Genomic DNA, 19,086 nt, shown 5'->3' with positions numbered 1-19,086 from the left:
CGTCGACCGCGTCACCCTTGTCGATGTTTACGTAAACATCGACAAGAAGCGCGGCCCCATCCGGACGCCGCAATCGAAGCTGATGTCCGATTTAAGCCTTAAATTGTTTACGCAAACATCGTTCGGCGATGATGTCACCAGCCTTATGGGGCGTCAAGGTGTCGGCCAGTTGGAGGGCATCACGACCACCGACTACCGCTGGCGGTCGGTACCGCTGACCGGCTTCGGGAGGGGGAGACGTTCGCAGGCCAAGGGGCATCGACACACCTGGTCCTCCGGTGGAGGATGGGGCGCATGGACGACGCGTACACGGTGGGCGATCCCGACGGCCTCTCCCCGCTGCTGCGGGAGATCCGCGACGCGGTGGCCCGGGAGCTGCACGCCCAGCTCGCCCTGCGGGCCGAGCACCTCGACCTGGCCGACGTGCCGGAGGTCGCCTACCAGGTGACCCTGGGCGTCGACCGGGTGCTCACCGGCCGGCTCACTCCACCCCGGCGTACGAGTGCAGGCCGGTGAAGAAGAAGTTCACCCCGAACAGGTTCATCAGCACGGTCAGGAAGCCGAGCACCGCGATCCAGGTCGCCACGTTGCGCCGGACGCTGGGCGTGGCGCGGGCGTGCAGGTAGCCGGCGTAGACCACCCAGGAGATGAACGCCCAGGTCTCCTTCGGGTCCCAGCCCCAGGCCCGGCCCCAGGCCGCCTCGGCCCAGATCGCGCCCGCGATCACCGCGAAGGTGAAGATCGGGAACGAGAAGGCGTGCAGCGCGAACGTCAGCCGCTCCAGGTCGGCCGCCCCGGGCAGCCGCCGGGCCAGCGTGTACGGGAAACTGCGCCGCCCCTGCTCGTAGCCGTTGCGCAGCAGGAACGACACCGCCGGCACCACGCCCAGCAGGAAGATGCCCGAGGAGAAGACGATCGTCGACACGTGGATGATGAACCAGTACGACTGGAGCGCCGGCATCAGCGGCACCACCGGGACGTAGAGCTTCAGCTCGGCGAAGGCCAGCAGCAGCACCATGACCAGGGTGAGGAACAGCCCGAGCCGGCGCAGTGACGGCCGCTTCCAGAGCACCACGAGCCAGGCGGCGGTCCCGATCCAGGTGACCGTCAGCACGAACTCGTACATGTTGCCCCAGGGCATCCGGTCGGCCGCGATGCCCCGGGTGACCAGCGCGCCGAGGTGCAGCGCGGCGGCGACCACGGTCAGCCCGGCGGCGATCCGCCCGGCCAGCCTGGCCCGCCCCGCCGACCGGCTCGGCCGGGCCGACGGCGGCGTGGTCCCGGAGGCGTCGACCACCGGCCCGTCGACCTTGTCGACACCCGCGCCACCGACACCCGCACCGACCAGTTCCCGCGCCGGGGCGACCCGGGCCGACACCGCACGGACGTTGCCCAGGGCGTACTCGACGGCGTGGCTGATCATCGCGATCAGGTACACCAGGATCGCGAACGTCACCAACTGGTCGGAGACTGCGGACATCACTCGACTCCCTCTCGCGCCCGCCGGTCGGGCCGCCCGTCGTCGCGTACCGCGGCGACGAGTTGCGCGAACTCCTCGGCGAACCCTGGATGCTCGGTGCGCGGCAGCCCACCGGCCGACACCAAACTACTACCGCCCGTCGGAGATCCACTGTCGGGGGGCGTCACCCGGAACCAGACCCGCCGACGGCGGCCGAACAGCGAACCCATCAGCCCGACCAGCAGCACCACGCAGGCGCCCAGCATCAGCTCCTCGCCCGGGTCGTGCCGGACGGAGAGGGTGACGTACCGCTTGGTGCCGAGGAACTCCAGCTTGCTGCCGTCGTCCAGGGTCCACGTCTCGCCCGGGGCGAGCTTCTTGTCGCCCACCTGCTTGAGCTTGCCGCTTGTCACCTGCCGCTGGTCGAGCTGGTAGACCGAGCCGGGGATGCCGGCGTCCAACCCCAGGTTGCCCCGGTAGGCGGCCAGCACCACGGCCGGGTTGCGCTCCTCGGGGAACCGCGACGACGCGAACGGCCCGGTGTCCGGGGCGGTCGGCAGGTACAGCCCCTCGAAGGCGACCTGCTGGTTGGCGTCCCGGCGGCCGGTCGCCGGGTCGACGTTGGCGTCCGGGAAGGCGGCCACCCCCTCGCTGGTGAGGTTGGCGTCGCCGCTGGTCAGAAACGGCACCGTGCTGGTCTGGCTGCGGCCGTACCGGTCGGTGTATTTCAGGATCGGGGCGTACCCGTGGCCCAGCAGGTAGACGTTGGCCGAGCCGAGCCGCAGCGGCGAGTTGACCGAGAAGTCGGCGGTCCGCCGGTCGGAGCCGTCCGGCCGGTCCACGGTCACGGTGGCGCGGTAGCTCTCCGGCTGCCCGGACGGCAGGAACCGGGCGTCGAAGTTGTCCAGGGTGAGGCAGAACGACGGCAGGTCGGCGCTGTCCACGCGGGGGCCGAGCTTCGCCTCGGCGTACTGCTGGCGGGTGTTGCAGAACGCGTTGTCCGCGCCCGTGACCAGCAGGCGGTTGCCGTGCCAGCCGTACCACGAGCCGAGCGCGACGCCGATCAGTACGGCGACCAGCGAGGTGTGGAACAGCAGGTTGCCGGTCTCCTTGAGGTAGCCCTTCTCGGCGGAGACCTCGTTGCCGCGCACCTGCACCCGCCACCGGCGGCGACGCAGCACGGCGGCGATGGCCTGCGGGTCGGCGGCCCCCGGGGCCTCCAGCACGGTGTGCTGCGGCAGCCGGTCCATCCGCTTGGGCGCGGCCGGCGGCCGGGCCCGCAACGCGCGCACGTGGTCGCGCATCCGGGGCAGGATGCAGCCCACCAACGAGGTGAACAGCAGCAGGTAGATGGCGGAGAACCAGACCGAGCCGAACACCTCGAACGCGCCGATCCGGTCGAGCTGCGGGGCGAGTTCCGGGTGCTCGACGAAGTACCTGTCGACGTTCTCCGGGTTGACCCCGCGCTGCGGCAGCACCGAGCCGGGAATCGCGGCGACCGCGAGCAGGAACAGCAGGATCAACGCGGTACGCATGCTGGTGAGCTGCCGCCACGAGTTGCGCAGCAGGGCCAGCAGCGGGTTCGGCCTTCGGCGGGGAGCCTCGGCGGGAGGGCTGGCCGGCCGGTCCTCGACGGTCGTCATCAGATGCTCACCTCGCCGGGCCCCACGGTCGTCTGCAACCAGATCACGAAGTTCTGCCAGCCGCCGGTGACCAGCGCCAGGCCGATCAGGATCAGCAGCACCCCGCCGATCCGGGTCACCCACCGGCTGTTGCGCCGCACCGCCCGGAACACCCCGAGCAGCCGGTGGAAGCCCAACCCGAAGACCACGAACGGCAACCCCAACCCCAGGCAGTACGCCACCGCCAGCACCACGGCCCGGTCGGTCTGCCCGCCGGTGGCGGCCATCCCCAGCACCGCGCCGAGCGTCGGGCCGGTGCACGGCATCCAGCTCAGCGCGAACACCGCGCCGAGCACCGGCGCGCCGAGCAGCCCGGCGGCGGGCAACCGACGGATGCGCAGTTCCCGCTGCATGCCGGGGAGCACCCCCAGGTAGCTGAGCCCGAGCAGGACGATCAGCGCGCCGATGACGACCTGGAAGGTGCGCTCGTAGTCGAAGAAGATCCGGCCGAAGCCGGCGAAGAGGATCGCGGTGGCGGTGAAGACGACGGTGAAGCCGGCGATGAACAGCAGCGTCCCGGCCAGCACCCGCCCCTTGACCGCCGCCACCGGCCGGGCCTCCGCCCGGGTCGCCGTCGCCACCGTGCCGTCAGGGCCGCCGTCGGAGGCCGACCCGCCGGCCGGGGTGGTCGGCCGGGCGCGGCCCTCCAGGTCGGTGCCGGCCAGCCCGGTCACGTACGACAGGTAGCCGGGCATCAGCGGCAGCACGCACGGGGACAGGAAGCTGACCAGCCCGGCGAGCGCCGCCGCGCCGATGGCCAGCAGCAGCGGGCCGGACTGGGCGAGTTCGCGGAACGTCTCGCCCATCAGCGGGAACCGGTGGACGCCGGCTCTTCGGCGGCGATCCGCTCGACGATCGGGCGCAGCCCGTCGGTGGTGACGGCGGCCCGGATCACGGTGGCGATCCGGCCCTGCCGGTCGAGCACGACGGTGGCCGGGATGGTGTTCGGCGGGATGTCCAGGGCCAGCGCCAGCCGGCTGGCCGGGTCGAACAGGCTCGGATAGGTGACCCGGCCCTCCTCGAAGGCGATCGCCTTGTCCCGGCTGTCCTGCACGTTGATGCCGAGGAAGGTCACCCCGGCGGCCTTGGTGGCCTGGTAGGTCGCCTCCAGGTCGTCGGCCTCGGCGCGGCAGGGCGCGCACCAGGAACCCCAGAAGTTGATCACCACCACCTGACCCCGGGCCTGGCTGGTGTCGTACCGGCCGCCGGTGAGCAGGTCACCGGCGATCGTCGGGGCGGCGGAGCGTTGCTCGGGGGCGCACTCGACGATGCCGCCGTTGTTGGCGCAGCGGCTCTCGTCGGTGCCGGAGGAGCAGCCGGCCAGCGCCGCCCCGGCGGTGACGGCGGCGAGCAGGACGGCCAGCGGCCTCCGGAAACGCATCTCAGGCCCCCTTGGCCGTCCGGGCTGTCGCGGACATGGCGATCAGGTGGGCGGCCGGTTCGGAGTACCCGATCCCGACCACCTTCGCCCCGTCGAAGTGGAAGGAGGTGAGGCTGGCCAGCCCACACTGCCGGCGACGCGGGTCGTGCCAGAGCCGCTTGCGTTCGACGTATCGGCGCAGCGTCCAGATCGGGAGCTGGTGGGAGACGATGACCGCCTCGCGCCCCTCGGCGGCCACCCGGGCGGCGTGCAGGCCGGCGAACATCCGCTCGGCGATGGCCCGGTAGGCCTCGCCCCAGCTCGGCGTCACCGGGTCGCGCAGCACCCACCAGTTGCGCGGGTCGCGGAACGAGCCGTCACCGGGCGAGACCTTCTTGCCCTCGAACCAGTTGGCGCTCTCGATCAGCCGCTCGTCCACTCCGACCGGGAGCCCGAACTGGCCGGCGATCGGCTCGGCGGTCTGCTGGGCGCGTTCCAGCGGGCTGGCCACCACGTGCACGATCTCCCGCTCGGCGACCGCCTGGGCGGCGGCCTTGGCCATCTGCACGCCCAGCTCCGACAGCCGGAAGCCGGGCAGGCGGCCGTAGAGGATCTGGTCCGGGTTGTGCACCTCGCCGTGCCGCAGCACGTGGACGACGGTCTTGCTCATTGGTGTTTACCCCCCGCTGCCTGCCGCTGCCGCTGCTGTCGCCGCGCCGGGCAGGGCGGCGGCGATGTGCTCCAGGGCGGCGTCGTCGAGCGCCGCCGACACGAACCACGACTCGAACGCGCTCGGCGGCAGGTAGACGCCGGCGGCGAGCATCGCGTGGAAGAACGCCTTGAACGCGGGCACCTGCTGGGTGCGGGCGCTGTCGTAGTCGACCACGTCGGCGTCGGTGAAGAAGATCGAGAACATGCTGCCCGCGTACGACAGGCGGTGCGGGACCCCGGCGGCGGCCAGCGCGTCGGCGGCGAGCTTGCCCACGACGGCGGCCGTGTCGTCGAGCCGGCGGTAGAGGGCGTCGTCGGCGAGCCGCAGGGTGGCCAGGCCGGCGGCGCAGGCGAGCGGGTTACCGGAGAGGGTGCCGGCCTGGTAGACCGGGCCGGCCGGGGCGAGCCGGGCCATGATCTCCGTGCGCCCGCCGAAGGCCGCGGCGGGCAGCCCACCCCCCATCACCTTCCCGTACGTCCACAGGTCGGCATCCGACGGGTCGAGGCCGTGCCAGCCGGAGCGGGAGACCCGGAAGCCGGTCATCACCTCGTCGACGATGAGCAGCGCGCCGTGGGCGTGGGCGATCGCGGCGAGCCGGGAGTTGAAGCCGTCGCGGGGGGCGACGACGCCCATGTTGCCGGCGGCGGCCTCGGTGATGACCGCCGCGATGTGCGGCCCCTGCGCGGCGAACGCCGCCTCGACGGCGGTGAGGTCGTTGTAGGGCAGCACGATGGTGTCGCCGGCCGCCGCGCCGGTGACCCCGGGCGAGTCGGGCAGGCCGAGGGTGGCGACGCCGGAGCCGGCGGCGGCGAGCAGCCCGTCGGAGTGGCCGTGGTAGCAGCCGGCGAACTTGATGATCTTGGATCGGCCGGTGAAGCCCCGGGCCAGCCGGATCGCCGACATGGTCGCCTCGGTGCCCGAGTTGACCAGCCGGACCTGCTCGACCGGGGTGCGGTCGACGATCTCGGCGGCCAGCTCCACCTCACCCGGGGTGGGGGTGCCGAAGCTGGTGCCGAGGGTGGCGGCCTCGCGGACCGCCTCGACCACCTCGGGGTGGGCGTGGCCCAGGATCAGCGGCCCCCACGAGCAGACCAGGTCGACGTAGCGTCGCCCGTCGGCGTCGTACATCCAGGGACCCTCCCCCCGGACCATGAAGCGCGGGGTGCCGCCGACGGCACGGAACGCGCGCACGGGGGAGTTGACCCCGCCCGGCACGATGGCCCGGGCGCGGTCGAACAGGGCCTCGGAGGCCGGCGCGTCGGCGGAGTAACGGCCGGTGCCGGCGGAAAAGGTATCGGTCACGATGCGGCCCATTGTGTCAGCGCCGGCCGGGGAATCCGCAGCCACCCCGGGGCCGGGTTACCCGGCTCACCCCACCCGACGCCGGTCGGCGGACCTGCCGCCCGCACGGTGATCGGCACGGCGGATCGTCTCACCGGGCCGGGTTGGCGGGTTCGCGATAGGCTGACCGGGTGGATCGTGCCGAACTGTCCATCACGGTACACCGGACGGGCGACGAAGTGGTGCTGCGCCTGGCCGGTGAGATCGACATGCTCACCGCCGCCCAGCTGTCGACCGTCGTGAACGAGGTGCTCGCCGATCCTCCGCCGCGCATCGTGCTCGACCTGGCCGGGGTGACCTTCTGCGACTCCCAGGGGCTGGGCACGCTGGTGGTGCTCAGCCGCAAGGCCAGCCACTCCCAGTGCCTGCTGATCCTGAGCAACGTGGGCGACTTCCTGCTCCGCGTCCTCGACATCACCGGCCTCCGCTCCGCCCTGATGATCCGTAACGAGACCCCCTCCGGCTGACCGGTCAGCCGACCGGGGTGTCGCGGCGGCGGAAGGACACGAATCCGGCCGCGCAGAACACCCCGGCCAGCGCGGTCAGGACCAGCAGCGGGGTGACGCTCCAGCCCGCCCGCAACACCTGCGGGGTGTGCGTGAACGGCGACAGGTCCAGCAGCCACTGGCTCAGCTCCAGCACCGCGCCGAGCTGACCGAGCAGCACCGCCAGCGCGAGCACCACCCAGGCCGTCGCGGCGAACCGGGGCAGCAGCCCGTACAGCAGCACCGCCAGGCCGGCCAGCACCCAGGCCGCCGGCACCTGCGCCAGGCCGGCACCGAGCATCCGGGGCAGTTGGCCCGGCACGTCGTCGATGCTGAGCCCGTAGGTCAGGCCGGCCGCCAGACCGGTCAGCGCCAGTGCCACCACCGGCCCCAGCAGGGCGAACAGCAGGTGCGCGGCGAGCCAGGCCGACCGGTGCACCCCGGCGGCCAGCACCGGCTCGACCCGCCCGGCGGCCTCCTCCGACCGCATCCGCAGCGCCGCCTGGACGCCGTACCCGGCGGCGGCCAGCCCGGCCACCCCCAGCGACGCCCCCAGGTACGCCTCGGCCAGCCCCGACGCGCCACCCAGCCGGGCCATCACCTGTTCCAGCGCGGCGTTGCCGGCGACCGACCGGCCGGCGGACTCGGCGGCACCGCCGACGACCAGCCCGAGCAGGCCGAAGCCCACCGACCAGCCCAGCAGTTGCCCCCGGTGCAGCCGCCAGGCCAGCCCGAACGGCCCGGACAGTGCCCGCCCGGCCCGCGCCGGTCCCGGCCGCGACGGCAGCACGCCGGCACCGAGATCCCGCCGCACCGACACCGGGTACGTCACCACGGCCAGCAGCACGGTCAACGCGACCGGCAGCGCCAGCACCCACCACCGCTCCCCCTCGTACGCGCGGATGCGCGGGGCCCAGCCCAGCGGGGAGAGCCAGCTCGGCCACTCCTGCCGCGAGGTGTCCCCGACCAGCCGGAGCGCGAACGTCACCCCGAGCACCCCGACGGCGATCCCGCGTGCCCCACCGGCCGTCTGGGTGAGCTGGGCGGCCAACCCGCCCACCGTGGCGAAGACCACCCCCACCAGCGCCACCGACAGCCCGTACGCCAGCGAGCCCGCCGCCGGCAGCCCGGTCGCGGCCAGCCCGGCGGCGGTGAGCAGACCGAGCACCAGGCTGGCCGCGTACGTCACCAGCAGCGCGGCGGTGAGCCCGGCGTGCCGGCCGAGGACGGTCGCGCCGAGCAGTTCCCGCCGGCCGGCCTCCTCCTCGGTGCGGGTGTGCCGGATGACGGTGAGCAGGGCGGCCAGTCCGACGATCACCTGGAGGAAGCCGCCCCGCTGGGCCGTCAGCGCGCCGACGCTGTCGCCGTAGACCGGGCCGAGCAGCGCCACCACCGACGGGCTGCGGGCGGTGCCGTCGGCGTACGCGGCCCGCTCGGCGGCGGTCGGGAACAGCGCGAGGAAGCTGCCCGCGTACGACACCGGCAGGACGGCCAGCGGCAGCACCCAGAGCGGCAGGACGATCCGGTCCCGGCGCAGGATCAGCCGGGTCAGGTGACCGGTGCCGGTGAGGGTGCTCATCGCCGTACCCCCGTCGGCCGGTCGCCGCCCGACGCGGCGGCGGGGGCCGGGGGCGTCTCGTAGTGGCGCAGGAACAGTTCCTCCAGCGTCGGCGGCTGGCTGACCAGGCTGCGCACGCCGATCTCGGTGAGCCGGCGCAGCGCGGTGTCGAGCGCGACGGTGTCGACGTCGAAGCGGACCCGCTCGCCGTCGACCCGCAGGTCGTGCACGCCGGGCAGGTCGGCCAGGCCGTCGACCGGGCCGGCCAGTTCGGCGTCGATCGCGGTGCGGTGCAGGTGGCGCAGCTCGGTCAGGGTGCCGGTCTCGACGTGACGCCCGTTGCGGATGATCGTCACCCGGTCGCAGAGCGCCTCCACCTCGGCGAGGATGTGGCTGGACAGCAGCACGGTGCGGCCGTCGCGCCGGGCCCGGTCGATCCAGTGCTGGAACACCTCCTCCATCAGCGGGTCCAGCCCGGAGGTGGGTTCGTCGAGGATGAGCAGTTCGACGTCGGAGGCGAGCGCGGCGACCAGGCCGACCTTCTGCCGGTTGCCCTTGGAGTAGGTGCGCCCCTTCTTGCGGGGGTCCAGCTCGAACGACTCCAGCAGCTCGGCGCGGCGCTTCGGGTCGAGCCCGCCGCGCATCCGTCCGAGCAGGTCGATCACCTCGCCGCCGGACAGCTGCGGCCAGAGGGTGACGTCACCCGGCACGTACGCCAGGCGGCGGTGCAGTGCGACGGCGTCGCGCCACGGGTCGCCGTCGAGCAGTCGGACGGCCCCCGCGTCCGCCCGGAGCAGCCCGAGCAGCACCCGGATGGCGGTCGACTTGCCGGCGCCGTTCGGGCCGAGGAAGCCGTGCACCTCGCCGGCCCGGACGGTCAGGTCGAGCCCGTCGAGGGCCCGGGTGCGGCCGAAGGTCTTCACCAGACCGGTCACCGCTATCGGAGTTTCCATAATTCGGAAGCTACGCTCGTTTCACAAAGTTGTGAAGCCTGTGGTCGGTGCGGCACCCTCGCCAGCACCACCGACACCCCGAGGAGCAGCGATCCGATGTCTGACGACCGTCAACCCGGCCACGACGACGAGGTCCACCTCTTCGTCGAACGGATGGCGATGGCCTTCGCGGACGTCGGCTTCCCCCGGATGGCCGCCCGGGTCCTGTTCGCCGTGATGAGCGCCGACGGGCCGCTGACCGCCGCCGAGATCGGCGAGCGGCTGGGGGTCAGCGCGGCGGCCGTCTCGGGCGCGGTGCGCTACCTGACCCAGTTCGGGATGCTGGTCCGCGAGCCGGTCCCCCGCTCCCGCCGGGACCGCTACCGGGTGCCGGACAACCCCTGGTACGAGGGGACCATCACCAAGACCGGCCTCTACAAGAACTTCATCGACATCGCCGCCGCGGGCGTCGACGCGCTGGGCGGTCCGGGCACCCCGGGCGGCGAGCGGGTGGCCGAGATGCGCGACTTCTTCATCTTCATCCAGGAGGAGATCGACTCCCTCGGCGAGCGCTGGCGGGTCCGCCGGGCCGCCACCGGCCACGCCGACCGGCCGCCCACCTGATCACGTCGCCACCCCACCGGACCCCATCCGCCAGCGGGCCGGCCCGTCGCCCGCCCGCCGGCGGCCCGTCGGTCAGGCGGTGTTGCCCCAGCGGGCCTGTTCCAGGATGTCCAGGGCACGCTGCCGGGCCTCCGGGTCGTCCTCGACCCGGAGCAGGGCGCTCGCCTCGTCCACCGCGTCGGTGAGCACCCGCCACTGGGCGTCGCGCTCACGCACCACGTCGGACTGCGCCGCCAGCTGCCGGGTCTTCACCCACAACTCCACGAACACCGACACCTTGGCCCGCAGCACCCACGGGTCGAACGGCTTGGTCAGGTAGTCGACCGCCCCGACCGCGTAGCCGCGCAGCGCCAACTGGGCGTCCCGGTCGGCGGCGGTGAGGAAGATGATCGGCACGTGCCGGGTCCGTTCCCGGCGCTTGATGTGACTGGCCGTCTCGAAACCGTCCATGTCGGGCATCTGGGCGTCCAGCAGGATGACCGCGAAGTCGTCCACCAGCAGTTGCTTCAGCGCCGCCTCACCGCTCTCCACGGCCACCGACTGGACCGGGAGCCCCTGGAGGATCGCCTCCAGGGCCATCAGGTTCTCCCGACGGTCGTCGACCAGCAGCGCCTTGGCCGTCTGCGTCACGAATTCTCCCTGTCTCGGCGGCCACTGATCCAGGACGCCATCCGCTCGATCAGCCCGTCCAGGTCCACCGGCTTGGTGATGTAGTCGCTACCCCCGGCAGCCAGCGCCGACTCCCGGTCGCCGGGCATCGCCTTCGCGGTGAGGAAGACGATCGGCAGGTCCGCGAAGCGGTGGTTACGGCGGATCTGCCGGGTCGTCTCGTAACCGTCCTGGTCGGGCATCATGGCGTCCATCAGTACGATGTCCACCTCCGGATGCTCGGCCAGCACGCGAACACCGTCCGCGCCGTTGTCCGAGTACAGCACGGTCATCCCGTGCAGTTCCAACGCGCTGGTCAACGCGAACACGTTGCGTACGTCGTCGTCGACGATGAGTACGGTTGCGCCGTCCAACTGGCGGGTGGCCGGGGCCTCCGGCGCGGGCAGCAGCTCCATCGGCGGCATCAGCAGCGACGACGGCAGGCCCGCGCGCTGCGGCGACGGCGACTGCGGCGCCACCACCGCGTCCGGCGCCAGCACGTCCGGTACGAAGAGGGTGAACGTCGAGCCCTGCCCCGGTGCGGAGGTCACGGTGATCGTGCCGCCGATCAGCCGCGCCAGGTCCCGGCTGATCGACAGGCCCAGCCCGGTGCCGCCGTAACGCCGGCTGGTGGTGCCGTCGGCCTGCTGGAACGCCTCGAAGATGATGCTCAGCTTGTCGTCGGAGATGCCGATGCCGGTGTCGATAACGGTGAAGGCGATCACCTGCCGGGCGTTGGTCAGCGCCGGCACGTCGAAGACGACGTTCTCCGCCGCCGGGCCGATCCGCAGGGTGACCGCGCCGTTGTCGGTGAACTTCACCGCGTTGGAGAGCATGTTGCGCAGGATCTGCTGCAACCGCTGGGCATCGGTCACCAGCGCCGGCGGCAACTCCTTGGCCACCCGCACCTGGAAGTCGAGGTTCTTCTCCTCGGCCTGCGGGGCGAACGCCTGCTCCACGTAGCTGCGGATCTCGGCGAACCGGATCTCCGTCGGCTCGACGTCCATCCGGCCGGCCTCGATCTTGGACAGGTCCAGGATGTCGTCGATCAGCGAGAGCAGGTCCGAGCCGGCGCTGTGGATCGTCCGGGCGAACTCGATCTGCTTGCGGCTGAGGTTCTGCTCCGGGTTCTCGGCCAGCAGCCGGGCCAGCAGCAGCAGCGAGTTCAGCGGCGTACGCAGCTCGTGGCTCATGTTCGCCAGGAACTCCGACTTGTACGCCGACGCCCGGGTGAGCTGCTGGGCCTTCTCCTCCAGCCCCAGCCGGGCCAGCTCGATCTCCCGGTTCTTGGTCTCGATGTTGCCCTTCTGCTCGCTCAGCAGCTTCGCCTTGTCCTCCAGCTCGGCGTTGGTGCGCTGCAACTCCGCCGACTGGTCCTGCAACTCCAGCGCCAGCCGCTGCGACTGGGCCAGCAGTTCCTCCGTACGCCGGTTGGCCTGGATGGTGTTGACCGCGATGCCGATGGTGAGCACCAGCCGCTCCAGGAACGCCAGGTGCAGCTCCGAGAAACGGGCCACGCTGGCGAACTCGATCACCCCGAGCAGTTCGCCCTCGAACAGGATCGGCAGCACCACCAGGTCGGACGGGAGCGTGTCGGCCAGCCCGGAGCGCAGGGTGATCCGGCCGTCGGGCAGCGCGTTGAGCCGGATCGTCCGGCGGGAGAGCGCGGCCTGACCGACGAGCCCCTCACCGGGCCCGAAGGTCACGTCGTGCCCCCGCGCCACATAGCCGTACGACGCGGTCAGCCGCAGCCGCATCACCCCCTCGGAGGTGTCCGCCAGGAAGAACGCACCGAGCTGCGCGTCGACGAGCGGGGTCACCTCCATCATGATCATGCGGCAGACCTCGCCCAGGTCCCGCTGGCCCTGGAGCAGGCCACCGATGCGGGCCAGGTTGGAGTCGAGCCAGCCCTGCTCGGCGTTCTTCTTGGTCGTCTCCCGCAGGGTGACGATCATCTGGTTGATGTTGTCCTTCAGCTCGGCGACCTCGCCCTGCGCCTTGACCGCGATCCGCTGGGTCAGGTCGCCCCGGGTCACCGACGTGGAGACCTGGGAGATCGCCCGGAGTTGGGTGGTCAGGGTCGAGGCGAGCTGGTTCACGTTCTCCGTGAGGTCCCGCCAGGTGCCCGAGACGCCCTTCACCTGCGCCTGACCGCCGAGCTTGCCCTCGATGCCGACCTCGCGGCCCACCCGGGTCACCTCGTCGGCGAACGAGCTGAGCTGGTCCACCATCGTGTTGACGGTGTTCTTCAGCTCCAGGATCTCGCCCTGCGCGTCCACGGTGATCTTCTGGCCGAGGTCGCCCTTGGCCACCGCCGTGGTCACCGAGGCGATGTTACGCACCTGACTGGTCAGGTTCGACGCCATCGAGTTCACGTTGTCGGTGAGATCCCGCCAGGTGCCCGACACGCCCTTCACCTGGGCCTGACCGCCGAGCTTGCCCTCGGTGCCCACCTCACGGGCCACCCGGGTCACCTCGTCCGCGAACGAGGAGAGCTGGTCCACCATCGTGTTGACCGTGTTCTTCAGCTCCAGGATCTCGCCCTGCGCGTCCACCGTGATCTTCTGCGACAGGTCGCCCTTCGCCACCGCCGTGGAGACCTGCGCGATGTTACGCACCTGACTGGTCAGGTTCGACGCCATCGAGTTCACGTTGTCGGTGAGGTCCCGCCAGGTGCCGGCGACCCCGCGTACCTGGGCCTGACCGCCGAGCTTGCCCTCGGTGCCCACCTCACGGGCCACCCGGGTCACCTCGTCCGCGAACGAGGAGAGCTGGTCGACCATCGTGTTGACCGTGGACTTCAGCTCCAGGATCTCACCCCGGGCGTCGACGGTGATCTTCTGACTCAGGTCACCCTTGGCGACCGCCGTGGTGACCGACGCGATGTTGCGCACCTGGGACGTCAGGTTGGACGCCATCGAGTTCACGTTGTCGGTCAGGTCCCGCCAGGTGCCGCTCACGCCCTTGACCTGCGCCTGACCGCCGAGCTTGCCCTCGGTACCCACCTCACGGGCCACCCGGGTCACCTCGTCGGCGAACGACGAGAGCTGGTCCACCATCGTGTTCACGGTGTTCTTCAGCTCCAGGATCTCACCCTGCGCGTCCACCGTGATCTTCTGCGACAGGTCGCCCTTCGCCACCGCCGTGGAGACCTGGGAGATGTTGCGGACCTGACTGGTCAGGTTGCCGGCGAGCTGGTTGACGTTCTCCGTCAGGTCCCGCCAGGTGCCCGAGACGCCGCGTACCTGCGCCTGGCCGCCGAGCTTGCCCTCGATGCCCACCTCACGGGCCACCCGGGTCACCTCGTCGGCGAACGACGAGAGCTGGTCCACCATCGTGTTCACGGTGTCCTTCAGCTCCAGGATCTCACCCTGCGCCGCCACCGTGATCTTCTGGCTCAGGTCGCCCCGGGCCACCGCCGTGGAGACCTGCGCGATGTTACGCACCTGACTGGTCAGGTTCGACGCCATCGAGTTGACGCTGTCGGTGAGGTCCTTCCAGGTGCCCGCGACGTTCGGCACGTCGGCCTGCCCACCGAGCTTGCCCTCGGTGCCCACCTCGCGCGCCACCCGGGTCACCTGCTCGGCGAACAGGCGCAGCGTGTCGGTCAGCGAGTTCATCGTGTCGGCCAGCTCGGCGACCTCGCCCCGCGCCCCGACCGTGATCTTCTGCGACAGGTCGCCCCGGGCCACCGCCGTCGCCACCTGGGAGATCGACCGCACCTGGCCGGTCAGGTTCGACGCCATCGTGTTCACCGAGTCGGTGAGGTCCTTCCAGGTGCCGGCGACGCCCCGCACGTCCGCCTGACCACCCAACTTGCCCTCGGTGCCCACCTCACGGGCCACCCGGGTCACCTCGTTGGAGAACGACGAGAGCTGCCCGACCATCGTGTTGACCGTCCGGCCGATCCGCAGGTACTCACCGCGCAGCGGGCGACCGTCGATCTCCAGCTCCATGTGCTGGGAGAGGTCGCCGTCGGCCACCGCCATGATCACCCGGGCGATCTCGGTGGTCGGCCGGCCCAGGTCGTCGATGAGCGAGTTGACCGCCCGCTGGCCCTCCGCCCAGGAGCCGTCCAGGCCCTCCTCGTCCAGGCGTTCGGTCAGCCGGCCGTCCCGGCCCACCACCCGGCTGATCCGGCGCAGGTCCAGGTGCTGCCGCTCCTGGAGCGACACCACCTCGTTGAAGGCGTCCGCCACCTCACCGGCCGCGCCCGCACGCCGGGGCAGCCGTACCTTGAAGTCGCCCCGGCCGACCCGCCGCAGCGCCTCCGACAGCTCACCGAGGAGCGCGTCATGCTCGGAAGCGGACCCGTCCGCCGTCACCGACTGTTTCGCGGTCATCATTCCTCGCTCAACTCGGAGGGCTTCCGGCGTGCCGACACGCCGACTTCCCCTCATTGTGCCCGGGTCGTCGCCGGGCCCCCGGATACGACGTGCCCAGCGACGACGCGGCGTCCGCCCCGCCCCGCACCGACGTGGTCCAGCACGCCGCCCGCCGGCCCCGCCCGTACCGCCACCCGGCGGGCCCCGCCCGGCCCGACGGCGGAGGGTGACCACCACCGACCGATCGGTGCGGCGGGTGTGACGGTACGTGGTGCGGCTTGGCACCCGGCCGGTGGCGGTAGAGGATACGGGGGTGTCAGCGGAGCCGGGGGCCGGGACAGACGCGGGACGGGACGAGCACGTCCGGCGCGTCCGGCTGCCCGCCGACCGGCGAACCCCGGCCGCCGCCCGCGCCGTGGTCCGCTCCGTGCTCGCCGAAGCCGACCTCGACGAACTGCTCAACGAGGCGCTGCTGCTGACCACCGAACTCTCCACCAACGCCGTCGAACACGCCCGTACCGAACTGGACATCGAGGTCGTCGCCGACCAGATCGGCCTGACCGTCACCGTCTCCGACTTCGCCGCCGGGCCGGTCGACGAACTGGTCGTCGGCATCCGCAACGACACCGACCAGATCGGCGAGGTCTCCGCGCGGGGGCGGGGACTGCTCCTGGTCGACCACTTCGCCAGCCGCTGGGGCACCACCTACCTGCCCACCGGCAAGGGGGTGTGGTTCCGGCTCGACCGGCACGGCGACCACGGCGACGCGCCACGCGCCCCGTACCCGCCACCCGGGCAGGCCGACAGCGAACCGGCGACCACCGCGCCGAGCGCCGCCGCGATGAGCGAACTCACCCAGACCAGCCCCGACCCGTACGCCGACGAACCGCTCACCGAGTTCGCCACCGACCTGCTCACCCGGGTCGCCGAGATGGTGGGCGCGGCCGGCGGGGTGATCCGGCTGGACCGGGGCGAGGGGGAGGGCCCGCAGGTGCTGGCCCGGTACGGCCGTCAGCCCCGCCCCGGCAACGAGCTGTTGCAGGTGCCGCTGGCCGTGCACCGGCCGTACGTCGGGGAACTGGAGCTGGACGCGGCACCGTCGGCGTACGCCCGGCCGTTGGCCGTCCTCGCCGCCGAACGACTCGCCCTGCATCTGGAGAACGACCGGCTGCGCCGGGCCGACGTCCGCCGCTCGGCCTGGCTGACCTTCCTCGCCGAGGCCAGCGAACTGCTCGCCCAGTCGCTCGACGTCGACCTGACCATGGCACTGATCCCGCAGCTGGTGGTGCCCCGGCTCGGCCAGTGGTGCGCGGTGCACACCACCGACGAGTGGGGTCGGCTCAGGCTGGCCGCGTCCAGTCACGCCGACGAGTCCGTCCTGCCCCAACTGCACAAGGTGCTTGAGGAGTCCGGCCCGGACTCGGTCCAGGCCCGGCTGCGGGAGGCGTCGCGGACCGGGTCGCAGGTGCCGCTCGGCGGGCCGATGGAGGGTTTCGCCGTGCCGCTGGTCGCCCGCAGCCAGCGCCTCGGCACCCTGGCCGTGGGACGGCACCAGCGGCACCGGCACGACCCGGACGAGGTCGCGGTGCTGGAGGACGTGGCCCGGCGGGCCGGCCTCGCCATCGAGAACGCCCGCATCCACGCCGAACGGCGTCGGGTGGCGCAGACCCTCCAGCAGTCGCTGCTGCCGCCGGTGCTCCCCGTCGTCGAGCGCATCGGTTTCGCCGCCGAGTACGTCCCGACCGGCGACGAGGCCGAGGTCGGCGGCGACTTCTACGACGTGGTGCCGCTGCCGGACGGGCGCTGGCTGGTGGTGGTCGGCGACGTGTCCGGCAAGGGGGTGCAGGCGGCGGCGGTGACCGGGCTGGTCCGGGACGTGATCCGGGTGCTGGTCGGGGACGGCAAGCCGCTGCCCGAGGCGTTGGCCCGGCTCAACGACACGCTTGTCGAGCGGGGTGGTGGTCGGTACTGCACGCTGGCCCTGGCGGCGGTCGGGCCCGGCGACGGCGACCGGCTCGACGTCTCGCTGCACCTGGCCGGGCACGACCGGCCGGTGCTGCTGCACGGGACCGGTGGGGCCAACTTCGTCGGCATCGGGGGCACGGCGCTCGGTCTGCTCGACGCGATCACCTCCCCGGCGGCGGAGATCGTGCTCGCGCCGGGCGATGCGCTGATCTTCTATACCGACGGGGTCACCGAGCGGCGGCGCGGCCGGGAACTCTTCGGCACCGAACGGCTCCGGGAGGCCGCCGCCCCGCTGGCCGGCTACTCCGCCGACGTGGTCGCGGCCCGGCTACGGTCCACCGCGATCAACTTCTCGGTCGAGTCGCCCCGCGACGACATCGCCATCCTGGTGCTGCGCAACGACGCCCTCTGAGCGCCGACTTCTTGATCCACTCCATTTCGCCTCAACAGTGGTGTCGAGCGCGTCGGATACCGCAGTTGGGCGGACAACGAGTCGATCACTGCGGCCCGGCGCGCGGGGGCTGGCGTATGGGGGCTGGGGTGCGGGGGCTGGTCAGAGGCCGCCGGGGAGGCGGCCGGGGGCGAGCCGGCGGTGCGGGTCGAGGTGTTCCTTCGCCTCGCGCAGCCGGGGAATCACCGCCGCCTCACCCCACACGTCGACCTCACGACGCACCGCCGCAGGCGCGGCGACCACCACGCACCGGCCCCGGCGGGTGAGGAGCACCCCACGGACGGCGGCGAGGATGCCGGCCACCCGGTCGACCGGAAGCGACCCGGGCAGCGCGGCGTGCACCACGCCCAGCCCGGCGGAGCCGCGTACCGACTGCGGCGTGCCGGCGGCGTCGCGCAGCGCGTAGACGGCGGCGTGCAGGTCGGCGGCCGGGGCCTCGACCCGCAGCGCGGTGTCGCCCGGGGCGAACGGGTAACGCCGCCACCAGGCCGGGGCGTCCGGGGCGAGGCTGGCCGTGGCACCGAGCAGGGCCAGCAGGCGGTCGGCCCGCTCGGCCACCTCGGACCGGCCGCCCTCCAGCAGCACGGACAGCTCACCGGCGCTGCCCCGGGGAGGCGGCGGGGCGGCCCGGCGGCCGGCCATCGCGGGATGGTTGGCGCGGGCCGACGCCTCGGCGGCCGACATCGGGCGACCGCCCGGCCCCGACGTCGCGCCCGCCGCCGGGGCGACCGCCGGGCGTGGCGGTGACCCGGCGGCCGGCAGGTCCAGCTCGACGGCCGCCGGATCGAGGTCGGCCGCGAGCACCGCCCGGACCAGGTCGTGCACCTCCAACGGACTCCACACCGGCCGGGTCACCCAGACCCGGCTCGGCGGCAGGGCGTGCGCGTGCAGCGTCGCCGAGACCAGCACGCCCAGCCCGCCCTGCGAGCCGCAGAGCAACCGGCCCAGGTCGAGACCGACCGGTGGGGCCGCGCCGGCCAGCTCGGCCGCGCTGCGCCCGGCGCTGACCAGCTCGCCGTCGGCGTCCAACCAGCGCAGGCCGACGAGCTGCTCGCAGGCGGTGCCGTGCCGGTGCCGCAACGGGCCTGACTCGTCGGCGGCGAGCACCCCGCCGAGGGTGGCCCCGGGTGACGGCGGGTCGAGGGCCAGTCGGCGGCCGGAGCGTTCCAGCGTGGCCTGCACCGCCCGCAGCGGGGTGCCGGCGCCCACCTCGACCACCGGGGAGGCCGCCGGCCGGTGGCCGACCCCGGCGAGCCGGCCGGTGTCGAGCATGATGTCGACCCGGGCCGGCGCCGCGCCCCAGTCGATCTTCGTGCCGGCACCCCGGGGGACCACCGACAGATCGTGCCGGGCGGCGAGCCGCAGCACCTCGGCCGCCGCCCGGGGCCCACCGGGGACGGCCACCCACCGGGCGAGCCGGCCGGCGACCTCGTCGGCCGCACCGGCGAACCGGGCGAAGGAGGGACCGCAGATCCCGGCCAACCGCCGGGTGATCTCCGTTGCACCGATCGAACCCGCTGGCGTCGACATGGCAGTCATCGTAC

Annotated in this window: 15 protein-coding genes; 4 read left to right on the top strand and 11 right to left on the bottom strand. The window is 72.6% G+C overall.

The genetic code is table 11. The annotated features are described in order from the left end of the window. Positions 1-294: 294 nt before the first annotated feature. The gene (locus FJK98_RS01610; RefSeq protein ID WP_145917421.1) at positions 295-516 is read left to right on the top strand and encodes a hypothetical protein; all 222 of its coding nucleotides are present in this window, start codon (positions 295-297) and stop codon (positions 514-516) included. On the opposite strand, the gene ccsB is transcribed toward FJK98_RS01610, so the two are convergent. Genes ccsB through hemL form a run of 6 tightly spaced genes read right to left on the bottom strand, consistent with a single transcriptional unit; the run spans position 482 to position 6,515 of the window. Continuing rightward, positions 482-1,480, bottom strand: coding sequence for a c-type cytochrome biogenesis protein CcsB (gene ccsB, locus FJK98_RS01605; protein ID WP_145917420.1), 999 nt, complete (start codon positions 1,478-1,480; stop codon positions 482-484). The two genes, FJK98_RS01610 and ccsB, sit on opposite strands and share 35 nt — an antisense overlap. Then, positions 1,480-3,102 (bottom strand): cytochrome c biogenesis protein ResB, encoded by a 1,623-nt coding sequence (locus FJK98_RS01600; RefSeq protein ID WP_145917419.1) that lies wholly within the window; start codon positions 3,100-3,102, stop codon positions 1,480-1,482. The genes ccsB and FJK98_RS01600 overlap by 1 nt, the downstream gene beginning before the upstream one ends. Beyond that, entirely contained in the window at positions 3,102-3,947 is an 846-nt protein-coding gene (locus FJK98_RS01595) for a cytochrome c biogenesis CcdA family protein (RefSeq protein WP_145917418.1), read from the bottom strand. Before FJK98_RS01595 ends, FJK98_RS01600 begins: the two co-directional genes overlap by 1 nt. Then, positions 3,947-4,522, bottom strand: a complete 576-nt coding sequence (locus FJK98_RS01590; protein ID WP_145917417.1) for a TlpA disulfide reductase family protein — start codon at positions 4,520-4,522, stop codon at positions 3,947-3,949. Before FJK98_RS01590 ends, FJK98_RS01595 begins: the two co-directional genes overlap by 1 nt. A gap of 1 nt (position 4,523) precedes the next feature. Then, a complete protein-coding gene (locus tag FJK98_RS01585; RefSeq protein ID WP_088642050.1) occupies positions 4,524-5,171 on the bottom strand; it encodes a histidine phosphatase family protein in 648 nt (215 codons plus the stop codon). Positions 5,172-5,177: 6 nt separating this feature from the next. Further along, the gene (gene hemL / locus FJK98_RS01580) at positions 5,178-6,515 is read right to left on the bottom strand and encodes a glutamate-1-semialdehyde 2,1-aminomutase (protein WP_145917416.1); all 1,338 of its coding nucleotides are present in this window, start codon (positions 6,513-6,515) and stop codon (positions 5,178-5,180) included. Positions 6,516-6,685: 170 nt separating this feature from the next. On the opposite strand from hemL, the gene FJK98_RS01575 reads away from it, so the two are divergent. After that, the gene (locus tag FJK98_RS01575) at positions 6,686-7,021 is read left to right on the top strand and encodes an STAS domain-containing protein (protein ID WP_145917415.1); all 336 of its coding nucleotides are present in this window, start codon (positions 6,686-6,688) and stop codon (positions 7,019-7,021) included. A gap of 4 nt (positions 7,022-7,025) precedes the next feature. On the opposite strand, the gene FJK98_RS01570 is transcribed toward FJK98_RS01575, so the two are convergent. Next, complete coding sequence (locus FJK98_RS01570) at positions 7,026-8,618, bottom strand: ABC transporter permease (protein WP_145917414.1); 1,593 nt, start codon at positions 8,616-8,618, stop codon at positions 7,026-7,028. Beyond that, positions 8,615-9,550 (bottom strand): ABC transporter ATP-binding protein, encoded by a 936-nt coding sequence (locus FJK98_RS01565; protein ID WP_145917413.1) that lies wholly within the window; start codon positions 9,548-9,550, stop codon positions 8,615-8,617. The genes FJK98_RS01570 and FJK98_RS01565 overlap by 4 nt, the downstream gene beginning before the upstream one ends. Before the next feature lie 96 nt (positions 9,551-9,646). On the opposite strand from FJK98_RS01565, the gene FJK98_RS01560 reads away from it, so the two are divergent. After that, entirely contained in the window at positions 9,647-10,153 is a 507-nt protein-coding gene (locus FJK98_RS01560) for a GbsR/MarR family transcriptional regulator (protein ID WP_145917412.1), read from the top strand. A gap of 72 nt (positions 10,154-10,225) precedes the next feature. Here the strand turns inward: FJK98_RS01560 and FJK98_RS01555 are convergent, their stop codons facing one another. Together FJK98_RS01555 and FJK98_RS01550 are read right to left on the bottom strand one after the other, a co-directional pair. After that, on the bottom strand, positions 10,226-10,783 hold the full coding sequence (locus tag FJK98_RS01555) for a two-component system response regulator (RefSeq protein WP_145917411.1): 558 nt from the start codon (positions 10,781-10,783) through the stop codon (positions 10,226-10,228). Next, positions 10,780-15,147 carry a HAMP domain-containing protein gene (locus FJK98_RS01550; protein ID WP_145917410.1) on the bottom strand — a complete coding sequence of 1,456 codons (4,368 nt, stop codon included), beginning with the start codon at positions 15,145-15,147 and terminating at the stop codon, positions 10,780-10,782. The genes FJK98_RS01555 and FJK98_RS01550 overlap by 4 nt, the downstream gene beginning before the upstream one ends. A 292-nt stretch (positions 15,148-15,439) precedes the next feature. On the opposite strand from FJK98_RS01550, the gene FJK98_RS01545 reads away from it, so the two are divergent. Next, complete coding sequence (locus FJK98_RS01545; protein ID WP_145917409.1) at positions 15,440-17,503, top strand: SpoIIE family protein phosphatase; 2,064 nt, start codon at positions 15,440-15,442, stop codon at positions 17,501-17,503. Between the two features lie 141 nt (positions 17,504-17,644). Here FJK98_RS01545 and FJK98_RS01540 read toward each other — a convergent pair whose 3' ends face one another. Further along, entirely contained in the window at positions 17,645-19,081 is a 1,437-nt protein-coding gene (locus FJK98_RS01540) for an FAD-binding oxidoreductase (protein WP_240762547.1), read from the bottom strand. Between the last annotated feature and the right edge of the window lie 5 nt (positions 19,082-19,086).

Source organism: Micromonospora sp. HM134 (assembly GCF_007833915.1).
Lineage (GTDB): Bacteria > Actinomycetota > Actinomycetes > Mycobacteriales > Micromonosporaceae > Micromonospora > Micromonospora wenchangensis.
This window is presented reverse-complemented; position numbering and strand designations above follow the sequence as displayed.